Source organism: Lysinibacillus sp. NPDC093190, from assembly GCF_050280425.1.
In the GTDB taxonomy this organism is placed as follows: Bacteria; Bacillota; Bacilli; order Bacillales_A; family Planococcaceae; genus Lysinibacillus.
The window spans coordinates 31,613-49,885 of the sequence record NZ_JBNNVG010000012.1 but is presented as its reverse complement, the minus strand read 5'-3'; the positions used below and the strand labels follow the sequence as shown (position 1 = coordinate 49,885).

The window sequence follows — 18,273 nt, the reverse complement described above, 5'->3', positions numbered from 1 at the left end:
ATCCTCTCTACATTGTATTGTAGTCAAGGAATATTCTTTATACGATAATGATAATCATTATCAATTAAATTGTCAACAGTAATCCAATAGATATTTATATTTATTCAGTTGCAGTCTCCCACTTCAAGAAGTATTCGATGACTAAAATGGTGTCAATCGTTCTAACTAAGTATGAAATTTTTATAAAAAAGATTGATCAATTAAAAGAGCCATATTCAACTAAGGCTAACAACTTGCTTACTCCCCGTTTTCGGCCTAATCTCTCCTAAAATCCTATAAACTTGTCTAACTCTTCACATTATGCTTAATTAGAAAATTTTAGCAAACGACTTTCCATTCTCTTAAAAGCTTGTACTTCGTTTCATATTTAGTTACATCAATACCAATTACTGGGTTCATTTTTTCTCCTCCTAATAGGTATGGACTTATACCATAATGGTGATTCAAATTAAAATAGTAATGATCTGCTAAAATGAGATGGATTCTTTGCAATGCATCATCAAAAGATTGTTCATCATATCTTTTCGTCCACACAATCGTAGAGATGATATTCATCGCTGCATAAAGGGCATATATTCGCCAAAATGTATCGTCTGGAGATTCTGTAAAATAACCATTTATTTGTCCAATACAGAATGGGATACTATGTCTTCTGCTAAATAAAGAAAGATTATAAAAATTATAATAGGGGTCACCAAAATCATAGCCATTAAAATCAATTACGCCATTGTATGTGTTACTTAGAACGATGATATGGCCCAGATGAAAATCATCATGGAGTAAGGCTATAGGTCGATCTTTAAGAATGTGGAAATTGTTTTCAATAAAGTTTAGTATTTTATGCTCTTTCGGCAGTTGATAGCTACCTTTTTTATATTCATTTAAATAAAAAACTGAATTTCTTTCTTTGAGCTTCTTCCCAGTGTATCGTTTGTGGGGCATGGACATGTAGTTGATGAATTTTCCTTAATTCTTTCCCAGCAGCAAGACCTATATTAAATTGCTCCACATCAGAAAGATTCGAAATGAATTCATCAGCAGGGTATCCTTCAATATAGCTTAATACAATGACAGAAATTATCCTCAATCAATAAAGTACATTCTATGGCTTTATGTGTTTGTACACCTTGTTTTTCTAATGCTTGAAGCAATGAAAATTCGATGGTTCGTTTTTCGTGATATTGTATGTCAGACAATCGTATAAAGTATTGATTTTGGCCGACGGTAACTATGTATTTTTTATCTGGTGAGTATCCTTTCTCGACTTTTTTATAGATGAATACCCTTTAAGGCTCGATATGTGGTCTATCACACTTTCAATTAACAAAGTCAATCCACCTTTCTCGCAACGAATAAGAATGAAAATGATACTATACGGCCGAACAATTGTAAATATTATGTTATTTTGGTTTTTTAATCCTTTTTGAATTACTCCTTGAAAAACGTCAGAGTATATTAAGATCACTAAACTTCTCGTTATGACATACTTCAATTCATTATCGAGAGCAATGGCATTTGAAAAAGTTACCGTCTGTAAAATTCAGCACATTTCACTTCTCCAACTCTTTTTCTACACAAGCTTCATACATAATTTCCTTTAAAGGTTTCCCGAATATCTCTTCCAAAATATTTTGTAATCCAAATCAACCACTTCTAAATATCCGTAATTTCATTAAACCTTTTTTGATTCAAAGTACAATTTTAAATTACTTTTTCTTAATTTATTAGCTTCTTTAATTAAGTCAACTTTTTTTTGATGTATTTTTGTTAGTGAGCTTATTGCATTTTCTACGATTGTCGGAGCATCGTTTCCTAAGTTAGGGAAATTCTGATTTAAATATTCATATAAAGCCTTTTTTTCAATATTGGATGGAACGCTAGGTGCTAGAGGCAACTCGAATGGTGATTTGTTATCTGCCAATTGTTGAGGAGTATTATATATAAACTGAAAGGCATTTTGTAGCATCCTTTTTTTCCTTTCATCAGTCACCTCATACACCCCTTGTGAGTCAAGAGTAATTCGGTCAAATTCAACCATTACTAGTTTGTCTGGCTTTCTATTTTTTGTTCTGTAGTACAGCATAACCTTTAAAACATCCTGCTCTGAAAGCTCCTTTATTTCTTTAAACCTCCCATCTTTAGGATTAGGAATCTTATAAATTTTATTATCTTTAGAAATATACAACCATTTTACACCACCCATAATCAATCCTCCTAAAACAACAAGAACATTAGTTCTCTTCCGAATTATAATGAACAGCAGCAAAAAGTTCAAAATATAAATAACTTATTTGACTTTTAACTATACAAAACTTTCAAATAAAGATTGATTGAAAGTATGCTGCGAGCATTTATATTATAAGATAGAAGAAACTTCACTCATTTTCATACACTTGAGTAAAAAAATAATATTGAGCCTTCATAAGATCAATGTTTTTGGAAAAAAATCCACGAGTTAATACCCCATGGATTTTCTACTTAAGTGAAGTTGAATTAATTAAACGCTTCTAATATATTTGCGATTTTCATTTTCTCAAATTTGGTACTACCATCTGCTTAATAACAAGCATCTAGAGCTATGTAATATATATTATTAGCTGTATTTTTCTGAACGACATCTTTTCAATATTTGTCTTTGTACCAGTTTCAATATCAGTTTGATTGCTCTATGGAGAAGTATAGCCATATCTTCTGTGAAAATCCTGTGACTTCCTTTCAGTAAAGGGAAATATAGGTAATATAAATCTAAGTAAAAATAGAAGAGGCTGGGACAAAAGTGTTTCAGCCAACAAAAATACCGAACTATCCAATGAAACGCTCATGAAGTGTTTCGAAATAGTTCGGTTTTTCTATTTATCGTGTGTTGTTAATTTAGAGATTATTCGGCTTTATGAAGGAACCATTTAGTTATGTCCCAGCCTCTTCCTTATTTTTAAATATACAATTATACAACCACTTTTTTGTGGCAAACTTTCTATAATTAATTTTTGAAAAATAACTATAAATAATTAAACTAATTTATTGCTTCGCTGGAATAAACCCAGCAGCTTCTGCTTCTTCTTTAGTACAGAACATCTCCTCTGCTACTGTATTCTCATAGTCACGTTGCCCTGGCATATGAAAAATTTTGTTACCTTTGGAGTTAATATTTCCTTTGATTTCGCAACTGCCCTTGTTGTTATTGGTATTCGATTTATCCTCATTTATGTTAGACTGCTTTCCTTCTTTTATTGCAGCATAATATACATCTTTATCGTATCCACGATTCGTTACATAGTCTTCAACTGACCAAATGCCAATAGCAGCTTTTTGCGCAGTTTTTTGAATAGATTTAAACCAATCTACATGCTTCGTATTTGGATTATAAATATATGCCACGCGAGCTAATCCATTTTTCAATAGTTGCTCTTGAACACTAATACCATCTTTAGTATAAACATATGCTAGTAACCTTTTATATTTATCACGATATGAAACGTCAAATTCTAAATAAACCTTATCTTGACCAGCTAGTAGCTGCTTTGCAAATTCTTTAGCTTCTGGCCCATAAGGTTGCTCTCCTAACGTTTCGTGATTAGTCTCAGGGGTATCCACAAGAAGAAAACGTACTTTTTCTGAGCTACCCTTATATTTTATTCTTATTGTGTCGCCGTCAATTATATCTTGTAGTTCGTATTCTTCAAATTTACTCACATCGTGCTTTTCAGCAGTTTCCTTCGTTGAAGCTACAATTCCTTGTATATCTTCAGTTTTGATAATATCTGTGTTAGTTTCTTCCGTACATGCACTTAAAAGCAATGTAGAAAAGAACAAAGCTAAAAAGAATTTTTTCAAATCAGTATCCTACTTTCTTAAAGATAAAATATATTATTTATTTTCCTATACACCCTTTTCTAGGAATTTAAATAATATGATTCCAAGTTAGACAATGCCTCCGTAATAAACCAATCTAATACCTTTAGTACTTCAAACATTTTAGTTTGCCACGAATTTCTTCCAGCTACTTTATAAGTTTCAACATTGTCTTCCCTATTAATAATATAATTTCTGATCCTACCTATTCATAAAATCAAAAATCCCCAGTTAAATTATAAACTGAAGACCAGAAAATTTATCTAAAAATTAAATACAACACAACAGCCAAAATAATTGTTCCGCTAGTGATTAACGTCTTAATATCTTTGTCACTCATTTTTATACCTCTTTTCTAACATTTATTAATACTTTATTTAAATCTATTATAGTCCACTAATATCAAAATAAATTTAATTTGTTTTCAGCTGAAGAATTTTTCAATAGTGATTAGAGTATTACCCTACTCATTAAAAAATCTTCAGTTGCAATAACCGAAGATCATAATAACTATATAATTAAGCAATATTTACATATCACACTTGGTACATTATTATTCTACATCAGTTAATATGTACACTTTCGTACAAATATAATTAATCAAGATATGGCTAAAATCTATATTTAACTAAATTATAATATGTACACGTATATTTTGGAGACTCACATGAAACCATAGTTATATCAACACTTTACGATTTTAATGTGTACAAAATTTTAATGTTCAGTTTTATAGTGATAAACCATCATATGTTTTAATATAATCTACATCAAAGCGTTTATTTCCTGTTTTTTGTTCAACCTGTTCAATAGAAATAGTACCATGCTGGTCAGTAGATGTTGTATCCTTTTCTTGGGCTGGTGATCTGCCAAAAATCATATACAATGCAACAGCAAGAATGATTGTACCACTCGTAATTAACGTTTTTATATCTTGCATTTTCATGTAGTAGGTCCCTCACAACTATTCATCTTCATTACACTTTAAGGAAGCTTCTAAAAGAATCCATAATTCATCAAAGCCCTAAAAAGTTTCACGATGTTTCTATTGTAAAATATCAGGCTTCTACATTCAAGCTATGTAGTTGCAATGGCAACCGATACGAAAAACATATACATTTCTTAAAAAATGTAGACATCTCTACTGTGACACAACTTATATCTTCCGACTTTCGTATTTGTTGTTATAAATCTATACTTCTATACAGATTTGTATAGTTTTATCTAAATTTATCGTAACAGTTTGGCAACCCAATGATTTGGGGATACTTCAACAAACTGACTATTTTCTATCTCATAGTGTGTTTGTATGTCCTTATTTTCGGCATCCATATATTTTTGCTTTTCTATCGCTGGATCTGGAATTGGTATTGAGTGTAATAAAGCTTGTGTATATGGGTGCTGTGGATTAGAGTACAGCTCCTCACTTTCTGCAAGCTCTACAATCTTCCCACCATACATGACAGCTACGCGATCGCTAATATGTTTAACCATAGACAAATCATGTGCAATAAATAAGTATGTCAATCCAAGGCGCTGCTGTAAATCCTTTAACAAGTCTACAATCTGCTTTTGAATAGAAACGTCAAGTGCTGAAAGTGGTTCATCACAAACAATAAAATTTGGCTCCACTGCTAAAGCTCTTGCGATGCCAATACGTTGTCGCTGTCCACCTGAAAATTCATGTGGATAACGCATTGCATGTTCTTTGTTTAAGCCTACAAGTTCAAGTAATTCCTCCACACGCTGTTGACGTTCTCCATTCGTTTTAACGAGTTTATGAATATCTATAGCTTCTCCAATAATATCTACTATTTTTCTTCGAGGATTCAATGAGGAGTATGGATCTTGGAAAATAATTTGCATATGACGACGCATTGCTTTAAGCTGCTTTTTCGTTAGTCTTGTAATTGGAACACCTTGATACAAGACTTCTCCATTCGTAGGCTGATGAAGCTGCAAAATAGTTCGACCTGTCGTTGATTTTCCTGAACCTGATTCACCTACTAAACCTAATGTTTCCCCTGGGTATATATGGAACGACAAATCATTGATGGCCTTTACTGTTTGACCATGCCCTAATGCGAATTCCTTTGAAAGATGTGTCACTTCAATTAAAGGTATATTTTTATCTATTCCAAGCTGTACATTCGTAATTGGTTTAGGCTGCTTTTTCTCATGGAGTTTCGGTAAAGCATTCAATAGTTTTTTAGTATAAGGATGTTGAGCATTTTCAAAGATTTCCTCTGTTGTACCTTGCTCAACAATCTCTCCTTCCTTCATAACAATAATTCGATCGCACATACCAGCAACAACACCTAAATCATGTGTAATTAATATGATTGAGGTGCCCATCTTTTTTTGCATATCTCGCATTAATTTTAAGATTTGCGCTTGAATAGTTACATCAAGGGCTGTAGTCGGTTCATCTGCAATTAGTAAAGATGGACGACAAGCAAGTGCCATGGCAATCATAACACGTTGACGCATTCCTCCTGAAAACTCATGCGGATATTGTCTATATCGTTCTTCTGCATTTCGAATGCCTACAAGCTTTAATAACTCTATTGTTTGCTTATACGCCTCAGCTTTGGACATCGACTGATGCTTTATTAAACTTTCAGCCACTTGTTCACCAATACGAATAGTTGGATTTGTGGATGTCATTGGATCTTGAAAAATCATACTAATATCTTGTCCACGGATTGCCTCCATTTGTTTTTCGCTCAATGAAGTAATCTCTTGTCCTTTAAACAAAATATTTCCTGACTTTAGATATGAAGGTGGTGATGGTAATAGTCGCATAATTGAACGAGCTGTTACACTTTTTCCACTACCCGACTCTCCTACAATTCCGAGTGTTTCACCTTTATTCACATGAAAATTAACGCCTTTAACGGCCTCAAACTCTTTCTCTCCCGTAATAAAAGATACACGAAGATCGCTGATTTCTAGAAGCTTTTCACTCATTCAATCCATCCTTTTGTAAATTTTGTGATTGACTTAATTTTAAGTATAATCCATACTTTACAATACTGATAGGAATTATACAATATAAACTGCTAAATGTTTCTTCTTGCAATCTATTCAATAGGACCTTACTAAAAATGAGTTGGCTACTAAGGTTTGCTGATGTGTTTTAGAATCTATTATTTTACTTACGTCTGGAGGAAATGCATGGTTATTTCAAAAGTTCGTTCTTCAACTAAGGAACATGTATTCTTTTTTTCAGTTTATCAAAAGCTCATGCACCATAAGTCTTACAACGCGCTACTATTTCTATTAAGTATTTTAGTACACCCTTTTACATACTTATCTTATCGGAAAAGAAAACATTCGTACCTATACCGCCAAGCTTTTGAGCAACGAAGTCTGTACTACAAAGAAAAGGGTTTGTTCACACAATGGCAAGTTAAATTTGCCGAGCAAGAATTAGCCAAAGCTAAATTCTTTCATGAATGTGTGTCTGAAAAACAATTACAGGATACTTCTTCGAAATTAGCAGAAACAAAACTTCAACAGTTAGTAAAGCAAGATTTATTGAAGGATGGTTTAGAAGATCCATCCTATTTACAATTTTTTAGTCAGCAGCTTAAAAATAAAAGTTTTGTAGCCCTTACTTTTTTACCGGCTGTTTTATTTTATGTAGCCCTAATATTGTTTGCGAATCCCTTTCTGCAATTTGTCATTGAACGAATACTACAAAGTTTCATTGTAATTGTAGGTGTCGCGACATTGGTGTTTACAATTTTGTATTTGTCGCCATTCGATCCAGCGAGAAACTTACTTGGTGTTACGGCAACGCCTGAGCAAATAACTAACTTTAATCATATTCATGGCTTGGATCAGCCATATTTATCTCAGTTATGGAATGCATTATCTGGCCTATTCACATTTGATTTAGGTACTTCCTTTGCAGGGAAAGAAAACATTACACATAGCATTGTAAACAAATTTCCTATCACACTTGAAATAGCTATCCTATCACTTTTAATGGCTATCGCTATTGCTATTCCGGTCGGCATTATATCTGCTGTTCGTCCGAATTCATATTTGGACTATACATTTATGTTTATCGCATTGATTGGATTATCCATCCCAAGTTTTTGGCAAGGATTGATATTTATTTTAACGTTTGCATTAAAGCTACAATGGTTCCCAGCTACTTATAATCCTCAAAACTGGCTATCTTTAATAATGCCAGTCATTGTCTTAGGAACATCCATTACAGCTTCCATTGCCCGTATGACAAGATCCAGTATGCTTGAGGTGATACATGAAGATTACATTATTACAGCGAGAGCTAAAGGCCTGAATGAATTTAAAGTGATTTCAAAGCATGCTATTCGCAATGCCATGATTCCTATTATTACAGTGATTGGACTTCTTTTTGGTGGAATGTTAGGTGGGGCATCTGTTACAGAAAAAGTTTTCAATATTAGTGGTATTGGTAGCTATATTGTTGACAAGCAGTTTATTCCGGACATCCCAGCTATCCTCGGTGGGGTCGTCTATATTGCTATTACAATTTCGATCGTTAATTTATTCATCGATATTTTGTATGCCTTTTTCGATCCACGCATTCGCTCAAAAATGAAGAAGTCTTAAAGGGGGATCACCATTGAAAAACAGCTTACATGTCAAACTACTTTTGAAGATTACACAGGAATATGTCAATTCACATTTTACATTTGTCTTTTCCTTACTGTTTTCTTTATTGTTTCTAGCTTATAGCTATAATTTTTCTACTCAAAGCTGGCGACCAATCGTCTTAATCTTTTTCGTCATTTATGCAATTACCACAGCTTATGTTGGTTTCCTGACTTTACGAATTAAACAGGATTTAGCAAGTCATAGTGACATACAAAAAAGCACTCGATTACTTGGTTATCCACTGTTATTGACAATAGTTTCAGGCAATATTTTTTCTACATCTTTTGCTTTTTTGCTTATGTCAAGAAGTAAGACAGCTGAATATACTTTTGCTGCTTATGCATTCATCACTCAGTTTTTTATTATCGGTATTTCAGCACTGAACTTATTTAAACCGTATGTCACAGATACGTTTTTACTAGCAATGGGTCTTTTCTTATTCCTTGCAATCTTTTATATCGTGATGTTAATTCTATGTACAAAATTTGTGACTTCCGAGGCTGCACCGAAATGGATGCTGTTACCTGGCATTTTGCTGCTTATTGCCTCTTTGACTGGCAATCTATTTGCAACATTGCTAGGGTATAGCCTTATTCAAAAAGCTCGAAAGGCGAATCCATCTACAATTGAAAAATGGCAAAGAATTTGGGAAAAGATTTTACGCAATACGATGGCCGTCTTCGGGTTATTTTTCATAGTATTTATGTTTTCTTTGTCCGTAACAAGTTCTTGGACATTTGACTATGACTTCGCTATTGAAAATAACTATGGAGCATTGTTACAAACACCTTCGTTAGAATATCCACTAGGTACCGATAATTACGGACGCGATTTATTTTCTCGCATTGTTTTCGGTGCACAAATATCGCTTATTGTCGGACTTTTCTCAACGATTATACCCGCATTAATCGGCGGTACGCTTGGAGCATTTTCAGGTTATTACGGGAAAGCGACAGACAACATAATCATGCGAAGTCTTGATATTTTATATGCCATTCCTGGAATTTTACTAGCAATTGCTATTATCGCGGCGTTTGGTGCCAATACGATTAATTTAATTATCGCACTAAGTGTTGGTGCAATTCCAACGTATGCTCGTACCATGCGCGCAAATGTCATGCAGCTCTCTAATTTCGAATTTGTGGAATCAGCCAGAGCATTAGGAGCATCTGATGCTGCAATTATTTTTAAGCATATTGTTCCTAACTCGTTAGCACCGATGATTGTCAAAGCAACATTAACTATTGGTGGTGCTGTGATTTCAACAAGTAGTTTAAGTTTTTTAGGGCTCGGCATTGAGCCACACATTCCTGAATGGGGCAATATTCTAAAAGTTGGTAGTACGTACCTGGAAACGCATTCCTATGTCGCTATTTTCCCAGGTCTTTGTATTATGCTTCTCGTTCTTTCCTTTAACTTCTTAGGTGATGGGTTACGAGATGCTTTAGATCCAAAATCAAATTAATAATGGAGGTTTTTAAATGAAAAGATTACTTGTATTCTTATTCATAGCAGTATTAGCATTAGCAGGCTGTGTACAAACAAAAACTGAAGTAGAAGGTAGTAAAGATTCAAAAGGTAAAGGTAAAAAAACAATTGAAGTATTAGGCATGGCCGCTTCTGAGGAAGACATGAATATTGTTCGTGATCAACTAGTTAAAAATGGCTTTGATGTTAAACTAAATATTCAACCTGATTATGGTTCATTTTCAGCACAAAAAGATGCTGGCAATTATGATTTAGCGCTTTCGAGCTGGACAACAGTAACAGGAAACCCTGATTATGCTGTTCGTGGTTTATTTAAAACGGGCGGTGACTATAGTATTGTATCTGATTCAAAATTAGATGCTCTCATCGAAGAAGCAAGTACATTAACAGGTGATGAAGCTGCTGCAAAATATAAAGATTTAGAACAGCTCTTAGTATTCGATCAAGCTTATATCGCACCGCTATATATTTCAAATAAATATCAAGGAATTTACTCTGAATTAGTAAACCCGAAAACAGTGCATCTACCAAAATCCCGTGCGCAAGTGTGGGAAAGTATTGAATTCAATGACTCATCTAAAAATGCAACTGAACCGTTGATTTTACATCAAACAATTAGTTCGTTAACATCGCTAGATCCTATTAAAGGAAATGATGGTTCTATTAATACATTAAATACAAATATGTATGTACGACTTGTAAACTTAACAGATACAGATGATGTCGTTTCTGATGGATCATTATCTTATAATCATGCTATTTCTGAAGGTAACCAAGAATATTATTTCATTTTACGTGATGATATTAACTTCGCTGCTGTAAAAGACGGTGCCGCTGTTGATACAGGTGAATTAGTTTCAGCAGAAGACGTTGTATTCTCATTAAATCGTGCAAAAAATCCAAAATCAGTTCCAGACCATCGCACATATAGTCTTCACGAAAATATTGAAACAGTCGAAATCGTTTCTGACTTAGCTGAATTACAAAAGAAAAAGGTTGCGGGCTCTGATCAGTCTGTGTTAGATGCATTATCCCAACACCTCCCTGCTTCCGTAACGCAATTAGCAAAAGATAAAGGGACTGTTAATAATGCGGCTGGAGCATACCAAGTTGTTAAAATTACAACACCAACGCCATTCCCACAAGTGTTAAATTATTTAGCACACCAATCTGGTGGTATCGTATCTGAAAAACAAGTAACAAGCATTAACACATATGATGTAGCAAGCTATGATCCAGATAAGGATATCGCCTATGGTGATCAAGCTACAGTGACAGAAGGCACAGCAACATACAACAACCATCTTTATGCAAGTGGCCCTTACATTCTTGTGAAGAAAAATGATTATGAAGCACAATTTGTGAAAAATCCGGCTTACCGTGTAGGTAGTGAATATGAACCGAAGATCGCAAAAATTAATGTTCGTTTTATCGCTGATAACGATAGTGCTGTATCCGCATTACGTAATGGTGAAATCCATGTTCTCCAGTCAGTACCAGAAACAAAGCTAGACATTGTAAAATCTGATACTAAACTAACGTTACACACTGCTGATAGTAATGCAGTATCCTATCTACAAATGAATACATCTGGTCGCGCTGTATCAGATTCAGTAGACCTACGTAAAGCAATTCTTTACTCTATTAATCAAGGTGAATTTATTAGCTACTATCAAGGCAATAAAAAACCTGCTGTATCCACTGTTTCACCACTAATTAATACTGGATTAAAGCTTGAGGCAGACAATGCAAAAGTAAAAGAATATTTAAAAGCCTATAACGATTAATTATTAAAATTAAGTGTGTGAGTATACAAAACAATTGGCTAAGCATACTAAAAAGCGAGGCTGGGACATAACTAAATGGTTCCTTCATAAAGCCGAATAATCTCTAAATTAACAACACACGATAAATAGAAAAACCGAACTATTTCGAAACACTTCATGAGCGTTTCATTGGATAGTTCGGTATTTTTGTTGGCTGAAACACTTTTGTCCCAGCCTCGTTTAGCTTTTCGGCAAAACGAGAGGTTGATTTCCGTTCCAACTGAGCGACTCCTCGGGGATCAGTCGGAACGGAAATCAACTACTTTTACACAGCATGTCACTTTAATTTATAGTGACAACGAAGCGGCAACAACATTGTTTTATCTGTGCGAAAGCGGAGCGGCAACATTAGCGGAGAATGCGGCTCGACGCTCCAAAATGCCGATAATCGCTGATAACATCAAGAAAATACAAATTTATTTTTCAACACTAAAAAACAGAGCCCTCACATACTTAAAGAAGGCTCTGTTATCTATAGTAATACTCTGACATCCGCCGGAGGATTTAACATCTTTCAGCGGGTGCTGAAAGATGTTAAATCTCATTATGTGATTTTGGTTTTGGTCCTAGCTCTTCTGGCTCAATATCTGCAAATGTACCGCCCTCTTCTTCCAAGTCACGCATACGATGGGCAATACGTGACGCGGCAGAAGCTGCGATACTGCCAACTAAATCATCTAAAAACGTATTTACATGATGACCAGGTTCTGTATCTAACTTCTTAATAATACCGATTTTTTGCTTGTCTAAGTGTCCGAAAGTTGTTACTGCTATGCTACCATATGTAAAAACAGCCCCAAGTGCGATCGTTTCATCCACACCAAATAAACCCTCATCGGATTCTACTATTTGCTGTAATGGTGCCGATAATAACTTTTTCTCAGCAAGTTCATCTAATTCAATCCCTACTAATAAAGCATGTTGAACTTCACGCTTACGTAATACACGCTCGACAGAATGAACACAGTGGTCTAATGTTAAACCTTCATTATAGGATTTTTGCATTTCATAAACGATTTTAGCAATATCCTCTAGCGATACACCGCGACGAATAAGTGCAGCTTGTGCTGCCTTCGCTACTTCCTCAGAGTGTATACGAGTACTTTTATCATGCATAACTATCCCTCACTTCGATTTTATTACTAGAATAGTGCTAGCCCAACCTATTATACCTTTACTTTGGCTATATGGTACAATTTTGTTACAAACATGAGAAGGAGTGTCATCATTGGATAAGGGAACTGTACAGGATTTAAAGTTCTATAGTGAAGCATTGCAGGAGGAATTACAGCTCTATATTTATGTTCCTGCAAATTATTCTCCACTTTATAAATATAATATTTTAATTGCATCAGACGGCAAAGATTATTTCCAGCTTGGAGGTATTACAAAACTTGCTGATGAACTTATCGATGACTATGAAATCGAAAATTTAATCATTGCATTCGTTCCTTATAAGGACATAAAGGATCGACGTCATAAATATATTCCAAGTGGAGAGCAACATGAAGCATACCTTCGTTTTTTAGCCCATGAGCTTGTGCCATATTTAGACGCTGAATACGCAACCTACCAAATGGGAATGAGTCGTGGGGTTATTGGTGACTCAATGGCTGCAACCGCTTCCTTAATGGCCGCATTAAAATACCCAAGTATTTTTGGCAAGGTCATTTTACAATCACCGCATGTTGATGAAGATGTTCTGCAAGCTGTAGAGAATTTTAAAGATCCAGGCGCAATTTCCATTTACCATATTGTCGGCAAAGAGGAAGATAAAGTTGTCACGATGGATAAAACCATTAAAGATTTTTTAACGCCAAATCGTCAACTGCATAATCTCATGTTAAACAAAGGATTTTCTACATTTTATGAAGAATTCGATGGCAATCATACATGGAAATATTGGAAACCCGATTTACGTCGCGCATTAATTGAAAATTTCAATTAATATGGACGATTCAAATTACGAAATCGGAAATTTCTGTTATACTTAAATAAAAAATTGTTTATTTTCGGGAGGTAATGGCCTATGAAGTACGGTATTGTGGCATTTCCATCAAAAAAATTGCAAGATTTAGCGAATACTTATCGCAAACGTTACGATTCTCATTATGCGAAAATTACTCCGCATATAACATTAAAGGACAGCTTCGATGCAACGGATGAAGATATTCAATCTGTCGTAAAACAATTAGATGGACTTACTGCCAAATATGCACCTTTAAACATTCATGCATCACGCATAAGTTCATTTTTCCCAACAACAAATGCGATTTATTTCCGCATTGAACCAACTGAACAATTAACAGCATTCCGCCAAGCTTTAGAAGAAAAAGTACCTTTTGGTGAGTCAAAACACGTATTTGTACCACATATTACAATTGCTCAAAAAATGACAGATTCCGAGCACGATGACATCTTTGGGCAATTACGTATGACAGGTGTTGACGAAAAAGATACAATTGATCGCATTCATCTTTTATACCAATTGGAAGATGGCTCGTGGACAACATATGAAACTTTCCGTTTGTCAGGAGCTGAGTAATTCTTGTTTAACGTTAAGATTGTTGAAACAGCAAAAGAGCATGAGGATGCGTTTGCAGTCCGCAAACAAGTTTTTGTTGAAGAGCAAGGTGTGCCGCTTCATCTAGAATGTGATGCTGAGGATGCATCTGCAACGCATTTTATTATGTACGAAGACAATGACCCTGTAGGTGCTGCACGTTTACGAAGTATCGAGGACGATGCTGCAAAAATTGAACGTGTTTGTATTTTACAAGATCAACGTGGCAAAAAACTAGGTGCTTTAATTATGAAGGAAATGGAGAAGCACGCCATTTCAATTAATAAGAAAAAACTAAAACTCCATGCACAAAGCTATGCTATTCCGTTTTATGAAAAGCTTGGCTATACGGTAACATCTCCTGAATTTATGGATGCTGGTATCCCACATCGTGCTATGGAAAAAATAATCTAACTTATTTCAGTGGGTGTCCAAACACCCGCTGAAATAGAGGAACTCCGTCTAAGAACGCCACGTCCTGTGGCAACGACTGAGTGACCAACATCGTGCTGCTGCCGCTACGTTAGCACTACGCTTTCGCGCAAAAAACACCTGTTGGCTCAAAGCCTCCGGCGGATGTCACGGAATCGGAAAGGAGTTCTTAAAGGATGTTAGCCTAAAATCATCGCATCCATGCGATAACGGCTAATTGACCTGCATCCTGTTGTTGCTGACGCTTCGCTTTCGCACAGACAAAACCCTGTTGCTGCCGCTACGTTAGCACTGCGCTTTCGCACAAAAAACATCTGCAGGCCTAAGCACAAAGCCGATTCCGGACGCAATTATGCCGAGGCATAATTGATCAAAAAGGGTGTTACGAAAATGCTGATGCATATCGTAACACCCTTTTTATTTCTCTACAATGCTTTAAAGGTTGATTTATAAATGAAAATCCATTTAACCAACCTTTTAGATATATTGCTTTGCATAGTAGATATATCATGTTATTTCATCATTTTAGTAATTTTATCTAAATCTAGTGAAGCTCCATCTTGAATAATAGATTGTACTAATTTATCTTCAAGCTCTTGTGTAATTTGTCTATTGGACATCTTACTTACGCGCCGTACGATTTTTCTTACTTGTTTTTCATTTTTAAAATCAGCATGTTGAATTGCATTTGCTAATGCGAAGATTTCATCCATTGATACCCCAGTTTTTTGTTCAATTGAATTAAACAACGAGCGATTCATGTTCCCCCTCCTATCAGTTAAAATTAAATTTCCCCCACTTTCATTTCATCTACTAATCCTATGACAACTAGTGAAGGCTTTAAACTTTATTCAGAAAATGGAGCACTCTGAAGAAAAGCTAAAGCCTCTATCTACTGTCACATTAATCAAATTATATGCAGGCAGCGCCAACAATGATCAGAAGAATGAAAAGGACAACAATTAAGATAAAAGTTGAACTATGCCCATGTCCGTAGCCATAGTAACCTCCATGGCCTCCGTCATGGTGACCACCATAGTAGCCTCCATGGGAACCACCATAGTAACCTCCATAATCTCCTCCGTAACAACCATCAGCATGCCCTCCATACGGATGCGCACCCCAGCCTTGATATCCCATAAAAATACCCCTCCCTTCTACAACCTATAATATGTTAGCGTTGTAAAAATGGGTGGGGTATTCGTCTAATCAACATTTCCTTTAGGTTTAAATATTAATGCTCCGATGAAGCCAAAAACAACGGCAGCACTGATTCCTGAGCTTGTTACCTCGAACATCCCAGTTAACACACCTACTAGTCCATGTTTTTCCGCTTCAACAATTGCACCTTGCGTCAAAGAATTTCCAAAAGATGTAATAGGGACAGTTGCACCGGCACCAGCAAAATTAATGAGTGGTTCATACAAACCCATTCCGGCAAGAATTGAACCAGCTACGACTAGAGTACTCAATGTATGTCCAGGTGTTAATTTACCAACATCCATTAATAATTGACCTATGGCGCAAAAAATGCCTCCTACAAAAAATGCAAACACAAATGTCATAACCATCGCTTTTGCCTCATTTCATTGTAATTTCAATCGCATGTGCCGTACATGGAATTGTCTCGCCCTGTTGAAATGAAAGCGGAGACAGTAATGCTCCTGTCGCCACAAGAAGTACTCGTTTATAGGTACCTGCTCGCATCTGTTGGATCACGTAACTAAAAAAAACAGCTGCCGAACAGCCTGCACCACTTGCACCGGATTGGAACGTTTCATCTTGTCCATAAAACTCAGCACCTGCATCACGTAAAGGTTTTAACTCTTCGCTCTTTATGCCACTCTCAACAAACATTCCTTTTAGAAGTTTTATGCCAAGTTGACCTAAATCACCTGTTAAAATTAAATCATAATGGTAAATTTTTTGATTTCGCTGCTCTAAATGTGATTGAATTGTTTGAAAAGCGGCAGGTGCCATCGCTGCACCCATGTGAAAAGGGTCATCCATACCATAATCAACCGATTTTCCAATAGTTGCTGCTTCAATAGAAGGGTATTCCTCATGATGTTTACCAACAAGAGCATAACCAGCAGCCGTTACCGTCCATTGAGCAGTTTGGGGCTTTTGTGAGCCATAATTGATTGGATAGCGGAATTGTCGTTCAACCGCATTGTGTTGACTAGATGCACCAGCTAGCGATAAATTGGAGGCACCTACTTCTGTTAACAGGCTCGCAACAATTACGGAAGATATAGAGGTGGCACATGCTGAGAATAATCCGATAAAAGGAATGTCTAAGTCTCTGGCCGCAAAATTGGTTGGTGTCATTTGATTAATCAAATCGCCGCCCATAAAGTAATCAATGTCCGTATTTTTTACGCCCGCTTTTTTCATGGCAAATTCACAGGCCTCTTCAACCATTTTTCGATGACCCTGTTCATTTGTTTTCATTTGCCAACGTTCATCATCGTAGGTCGCATCAAAATGTTGACTAAATATACTACGTTTCTCTAATGGACCTGCAACCACACCACCTGCTATTAAGGACGGCTTCGATTGAAAGACAATTACCATGAAACCACTCCTATCGTCACAAGAATGAATTTAATAAGTGCAATAAAAAAGGCGGAGACAACACCAAATAATACAACTGATCCAGCTAATTTAAATAAATTTCCTCCAACACCGAGTACTAATCCTTCAGATCTATGCTCAATGGCAGCAGAAATAACAGCATTACCAAACCCTGTAACAGGAACAGCTGATCCAGCTCCAGCAAATTGACCAATTTTTTTATATAAGCCAAAACCAGTTAAAATCATGGCGAAAAATATCATTGTTGCAACTGTTGGATTTCCGACTGTCGCTTCGGTAAAATCAAAGAAAATCATATAAAAAAGTGACACTGCCTGCCCAATTGTACAAATAAGGCCACCTACTAGAAACGCCTTAGAAACATTCTTCAAATAGGGCGGTTTTGGCGTGACATTTTGTTCTAATTGCTTGTATTGATCTTTTTCCACTATGTTTCCTCCTTTGCTAGCTTTTTCAATTTCTTAATTTTATCTTTCAGTTTATTATCTTCAACTTGATCCTTTTTTATTTTATTGGCTTCATAAAAAATTTTATAATCGGTTGAGACAAAAACATCTTTGTTTGGATATTTTTTATCAAATTTCTTTTGCAACTTTTTCTCTAATTTAGCCTTTTTCCACTTATCCCATGGTTTAATTTGCACTGCTACAAGCATACTATTGTCATATTGAATAACCGTTGTTTTGTCTACAAAGTCCTGTTCTTTTAAAATGGCTTCAACTTCTTTTTCATTTTCCGGTGAACCGTAGACAATAAATTTTTCTTTTTCACCGCAACCACTTAAAAGCGATAAACTGACTAATAGAGGTAACATCATTCCTAATAGCTTCAAGTTTTACCCTCCTTTTCTTTAAAGTTTCT

At 35.5% G+C, this 18,273-nt stretch carries 18 protein-coding genes; 6 read left to right on the top strand and 12 right to left on the bottom strand.

Translation table 11 applies throughout. The annotated features are described in order from the left end of the window. Window positions 1-318 precede the first annotated feature (318 nt). The 5 genes from ACQKOF_RS11420 to ACQKOF_RS11400 all read right to left on the bottom strand — a co-directional run bounded on the left by ACQKOF_RS11420 (window position 319) and on the right by ACQKOF_RS11400 (window position 6,822). Window positions 319-948, bottom strand: a complete 630-nt coding sequence (locus ACQKOF_RS11420) for a phosphotransferase (RefSeq protein ID WP_427556837.1) — start codon at window positions 946-948, stop codon at window positions 319-321. A 724-nt stretch (window positions 949-1,672) separates the two neighbouring features. Next, on the bottom strand, window positions 1,673-2,203 hold the full coding sequence (locus ACQKOF_RS11415) for a hypothetical protein (protein WP_427556835.1): 531 nt from the start codon (window positions 2,201-2,203) through the stop codon (window positions 1,673-1,675). 815 nt (window positions 2,204-3,018) lie between these two features. Beyond that, entirely contained in the window at window positions 3,019-3,834 is an 816-nt protein-coding gene (locus ACQKOF_RS11410; protein ID WP_427556832.1) for a thermonuclease family protein, read from the bottom strand. Between the two features lie 748 nt (window positions 3,835-4,582). Further along, a complete protein-coding gene (locus ACQKOF_RS11405) occupies window positions 4,583-4,798 on the bottom strand; it encodes a hypothetical protein (RefSeq protein ID WP_427556830.1) in 216 nt (71 codons plus the stop codon). A 284-nt stretch (window positions 4,799-5,082) separates the two neighbouring features. Then, window positions 5,083-6,822 (bottom strand): ABC transporter ATP-binding protein, encoded by a 1,740-nt coding sequence (locus tag ACQKOF_RS11400; protein WP_427556827.1) that lies wholly within the window; start codon window positions 6,820-6,822, stop codon window positions 5,083-5,085. A 207-nt stretch (window positions 6,823-7,029) separates the two neighbouring features. Between ACQKOF_RS11400 and ACQKOF_RS11395 the strand changes: the two genes are divergently transcribed. From ACQKOF_RS11395 to ACQKOF_RS11385, 3 genes are read left to right on the top strand one after another with little or no spacing between them, the layout of a single operon-like run. Further along, the gene (locus tag ACQKOF_RS11395; RefSeq protein WP_427556824.1) at window positions 7,030-8,460 is read left to right on the top strand and encodes an ABC transporter permease; all 1,431 of its coding nucleotides are present in this window, start codon (window positions 7,030-7,032) and stop codon (window positions 8,458-8,460) included. A gap of 13 nt (window positions 8,461-8,473) precedes the next feature. Continuing rightward, window positions 8,474-9,970, top strand: coding sequence for an ABC transporter permease (locus tag ACQKOF_RS11390; protein WP_427556822.1), 1,497 nt, complete (start codon window positions 8,474-8,476; stop codon window positions 9,968-9,970). A 16-nt stretch (window positions 9,971-9,986) separates the two neighbouring features. Beyond that, a complete protein-coding gene (locus ACQKOF_RS11385; protein ID WP_427556820.1) occupies window positions 9,987-11,780 on the top strand; it encodes an ABC transporter substrate-binding protein in 1,794 nt (597 codons plus the stop codon). A gap of 573 nt (window positions 11,781-12,353) precedes the next feature. Here ACQKOF_RS11385 and ACQKOF_RS11380 read toward each other — a convergent pair. Beyond that, complete coding sequence (locus tag ACQKOF_RS11380; RefSeq protein WP_427556817.1) at window positions 12,354-12,935, bottom strand: phosphatidylglycerophosphatase A family protein; 582 nt, start codon at window positions 12,933-12,935, stop codon at window positions 12,354-12,356. A gap of 112 nt (window positions 12,936-13,047) precedes the next feature. Between ACQKOF_RS11380 and ACQKOF_RS11375 the strand changes: the two genes are divergently transcribed. The 3 genes from ACQKOF_RS11375 (at window position 13,048) to ACQKOF_RS11365 (ending at window position 14,796) form a co-directional block, all read left to right on the top strand. After that, the gene (locus ACQKOF_RS11375; protein WP_427556815.1) at window positions 13,048-13,767 is read left to right on the top strand and encodes an alpha/beta hydrolase; all 720 of its coding nucleotides are present in this window, start codon (window positions 13,048-13,050) and stop codon (window positions 13,765-13,767) included. Window positions 13,768-13,848: 81 nt separating this feature from the next. Then, a complete protein-coding gene (locus tag ACQKOF_RS11370) occupies window positions 13,849-14,364 on the top strand; it encodes a YjcG family protein (RefSeq protein ID WP_427556812.1) in 516 nt (171 codons plus the stop codon). A 3-nt stretch (window positions 14,365-14,367) separates the two neighbouring features. Continuing rightward, on the top strand, window positions 14,368-14,796 hold the full coding sequence (locus ACQKOF_RS11365) for a GNAT family N-acetyltransferase (RefSeq protein ID WP_427556810.1): 429 nt from the start codon (window positions 14,368-14,370) through the stop codon (window positions 14,794-14,796). 530 nt (window positions 14,797-15,326) lie between these two features. Here the strand turns inward: ACQKOF_RS11365 and ACQKOF_RS11360 are convergent. From ACQKOF_RS11360 to ACQKOF_RS11335, 6 genes are all read right to left on the bottom strand, one after another. Next, window positions 15,327-15,575 (bottom strand): stage VI sporulation protein F, encoded by a 249-nt coding sequence (locus ACQKOF_RS11360; protein ID WP_370045237.1) that lies wholly within the window; start codon window positions 15,573-15,575, stop codon window positions 15,327-15,329. A 151-nt stretch (window positions 15,576-15,726) separates the two neighbouring features. Next, complete coding sequence (locus tag ACQKOF_RS11355; RefSeq protein WP_370045235.1) at window positions 15,727-15,954, bottom strand: YjcZ family sporulation protein; 228 nt, start codon at window positions 15,952-15,954, stop codon at window positions 15,727-15,729. 65 nt (window positions 15,955-16,019) lie between these two features. Continuing rightward, window positions 16,020-16,379 carry a stage V sporulation protein AE gene (spoVAE, locus tag ACQKOF_RS11350; RefSeq protein WP_427556990.1) on the bottom strand — a complete coding sequence of 120 codons (360 nt, stop codon included), beginning with the start codon at window positions 16,377-16,379 and terminating at the stop codon, window positions 16,020-16,022. Window positions 16,380-16,395: 16 nt separating this feature from the next. After that, complete coding sequence (locus ACQKOF_RS11345) at window positions 16,396-17,391, bottom strand: stage V sporulation protein AD (RefSeq protein WP_427556805.1); 996 nt, start codon at window positions 17,389-17,391, stop codon at window positions 16,396-16,398. Continuing rightward, window positions 17,385-17,840, bottom strand: a complete 456-nt coding sequence (gene spoVAC, locus ACQKOF_RS11340; RefSeq protein ID WP_427556803.1) for a stage V sporulation protein AC — start codon at window positions 17,838-17,840, stop codon at window positions 17,385-17,387. The genes ACQKOF_RS11345 and spoVAC overlap by 7 nt, the downstream gene beginning before the upstream one ends. Next, complete coding sequence (locus ACQKOF_RS11335; RefSeq protein ID WP_427556800.1) at window positions 17,840-18,244, bottom strand: YhcN/YlaJ family sporulation lipoprotein; 405 nt, start codon at window positions 18,242-18,244, stop codon at window positions 17,840-17,842. The genes spoVAC and ACQKOF_RS11335 overlap by 1 nt, the downstream gene beginning before the upstream one ends. Between the last annotated feature and the right edge of the window lie 29 nt (window positions 18,245-18,273).

Coding starts and splice junctions, on each gene's coding strand:
- ACQKOF_RS11385 (WP_427556820.1), top strand. CDS start 9,987: ATGAAAAGATTACTTGTATTCTTATTCATAGCAGTATTAGCATTAGCA.
- ACQKOF_RS11360 (WP_370045237.1), bottom strand. CDS start 15,575: ATGAATCGCTCGTTGTTTAATTCAATTGAACAAAAAACTGGGGTATCA.
- ACQKOF_RS11345 (WP_427556805.1), bottom strand. CDS start 17,391: ATGGTAATTGTCTTTCAATCGAAGCCGTCCTTAATAGCAGGTGGTGTG.
- ACQKOF_RS11415 (WP_427556835.1), bottom strand. CDS start 2,203: ATGGGTGGTGTAAAATGGTTGTATATTTCTAAAGATAATAAAATTTAT.
- ACQKOF_RS11405 (WP_427556830.1), bottom strand. CDS start 4,798: ATGAAAATGCAAGATATAAAAACGTTAATTACGAGTGGTACAATCATT.
- ACQKOF_RS11370 (WP_427556812.1), top strand. CDS start 13,849: ATGAAGTACGGTATTGTGGCATTTCCATCAAAAAAATTGCAAGATTTA.
- ACQKOF_RS11420 (WP_427556837.1), bottom strand. CDS start 948: ATGTCCATGCCCCACAAACGATACACTGGGAAGAAGCTCAAAGAAAGA.
- spoVAE (WP_427556990.1), bottom strand. CDS start 16,379: ATGACATTTGTGTTTGCATTTTTTGTAGGAGGCATTTTTTGCGCCATA.
- ACQKOF_RS11400 (WP_427556827.1), bottom strand. CDS start 6,822: ATGAGTGAAAAGCTTCTAGAAATCAGCGATCTTCGTGTATCTTTTATT.
- ACQKOF_RS11395 (WP_427556824.1), top strand. CDS start 7,030: ATGGTTATTTCAAAAGTTCGTTCTTCAACTAAGGAACATGTATTCTTT.
- ACQKOF_RS11380 (WP_427556817.1), bottom strand. CDS start 12,935: ATGCATGATAAAAGTACTCGTATACACTCTGAGGAAGTAGCGAAGGCA.
- ACQKOF_RS11355 (WP_370045235.1), bottom strand. CDS start 15,954: ATGGGATATCAAGGCTGGGGTGCGCATCCGTATGGAGGGCATGCTGAT.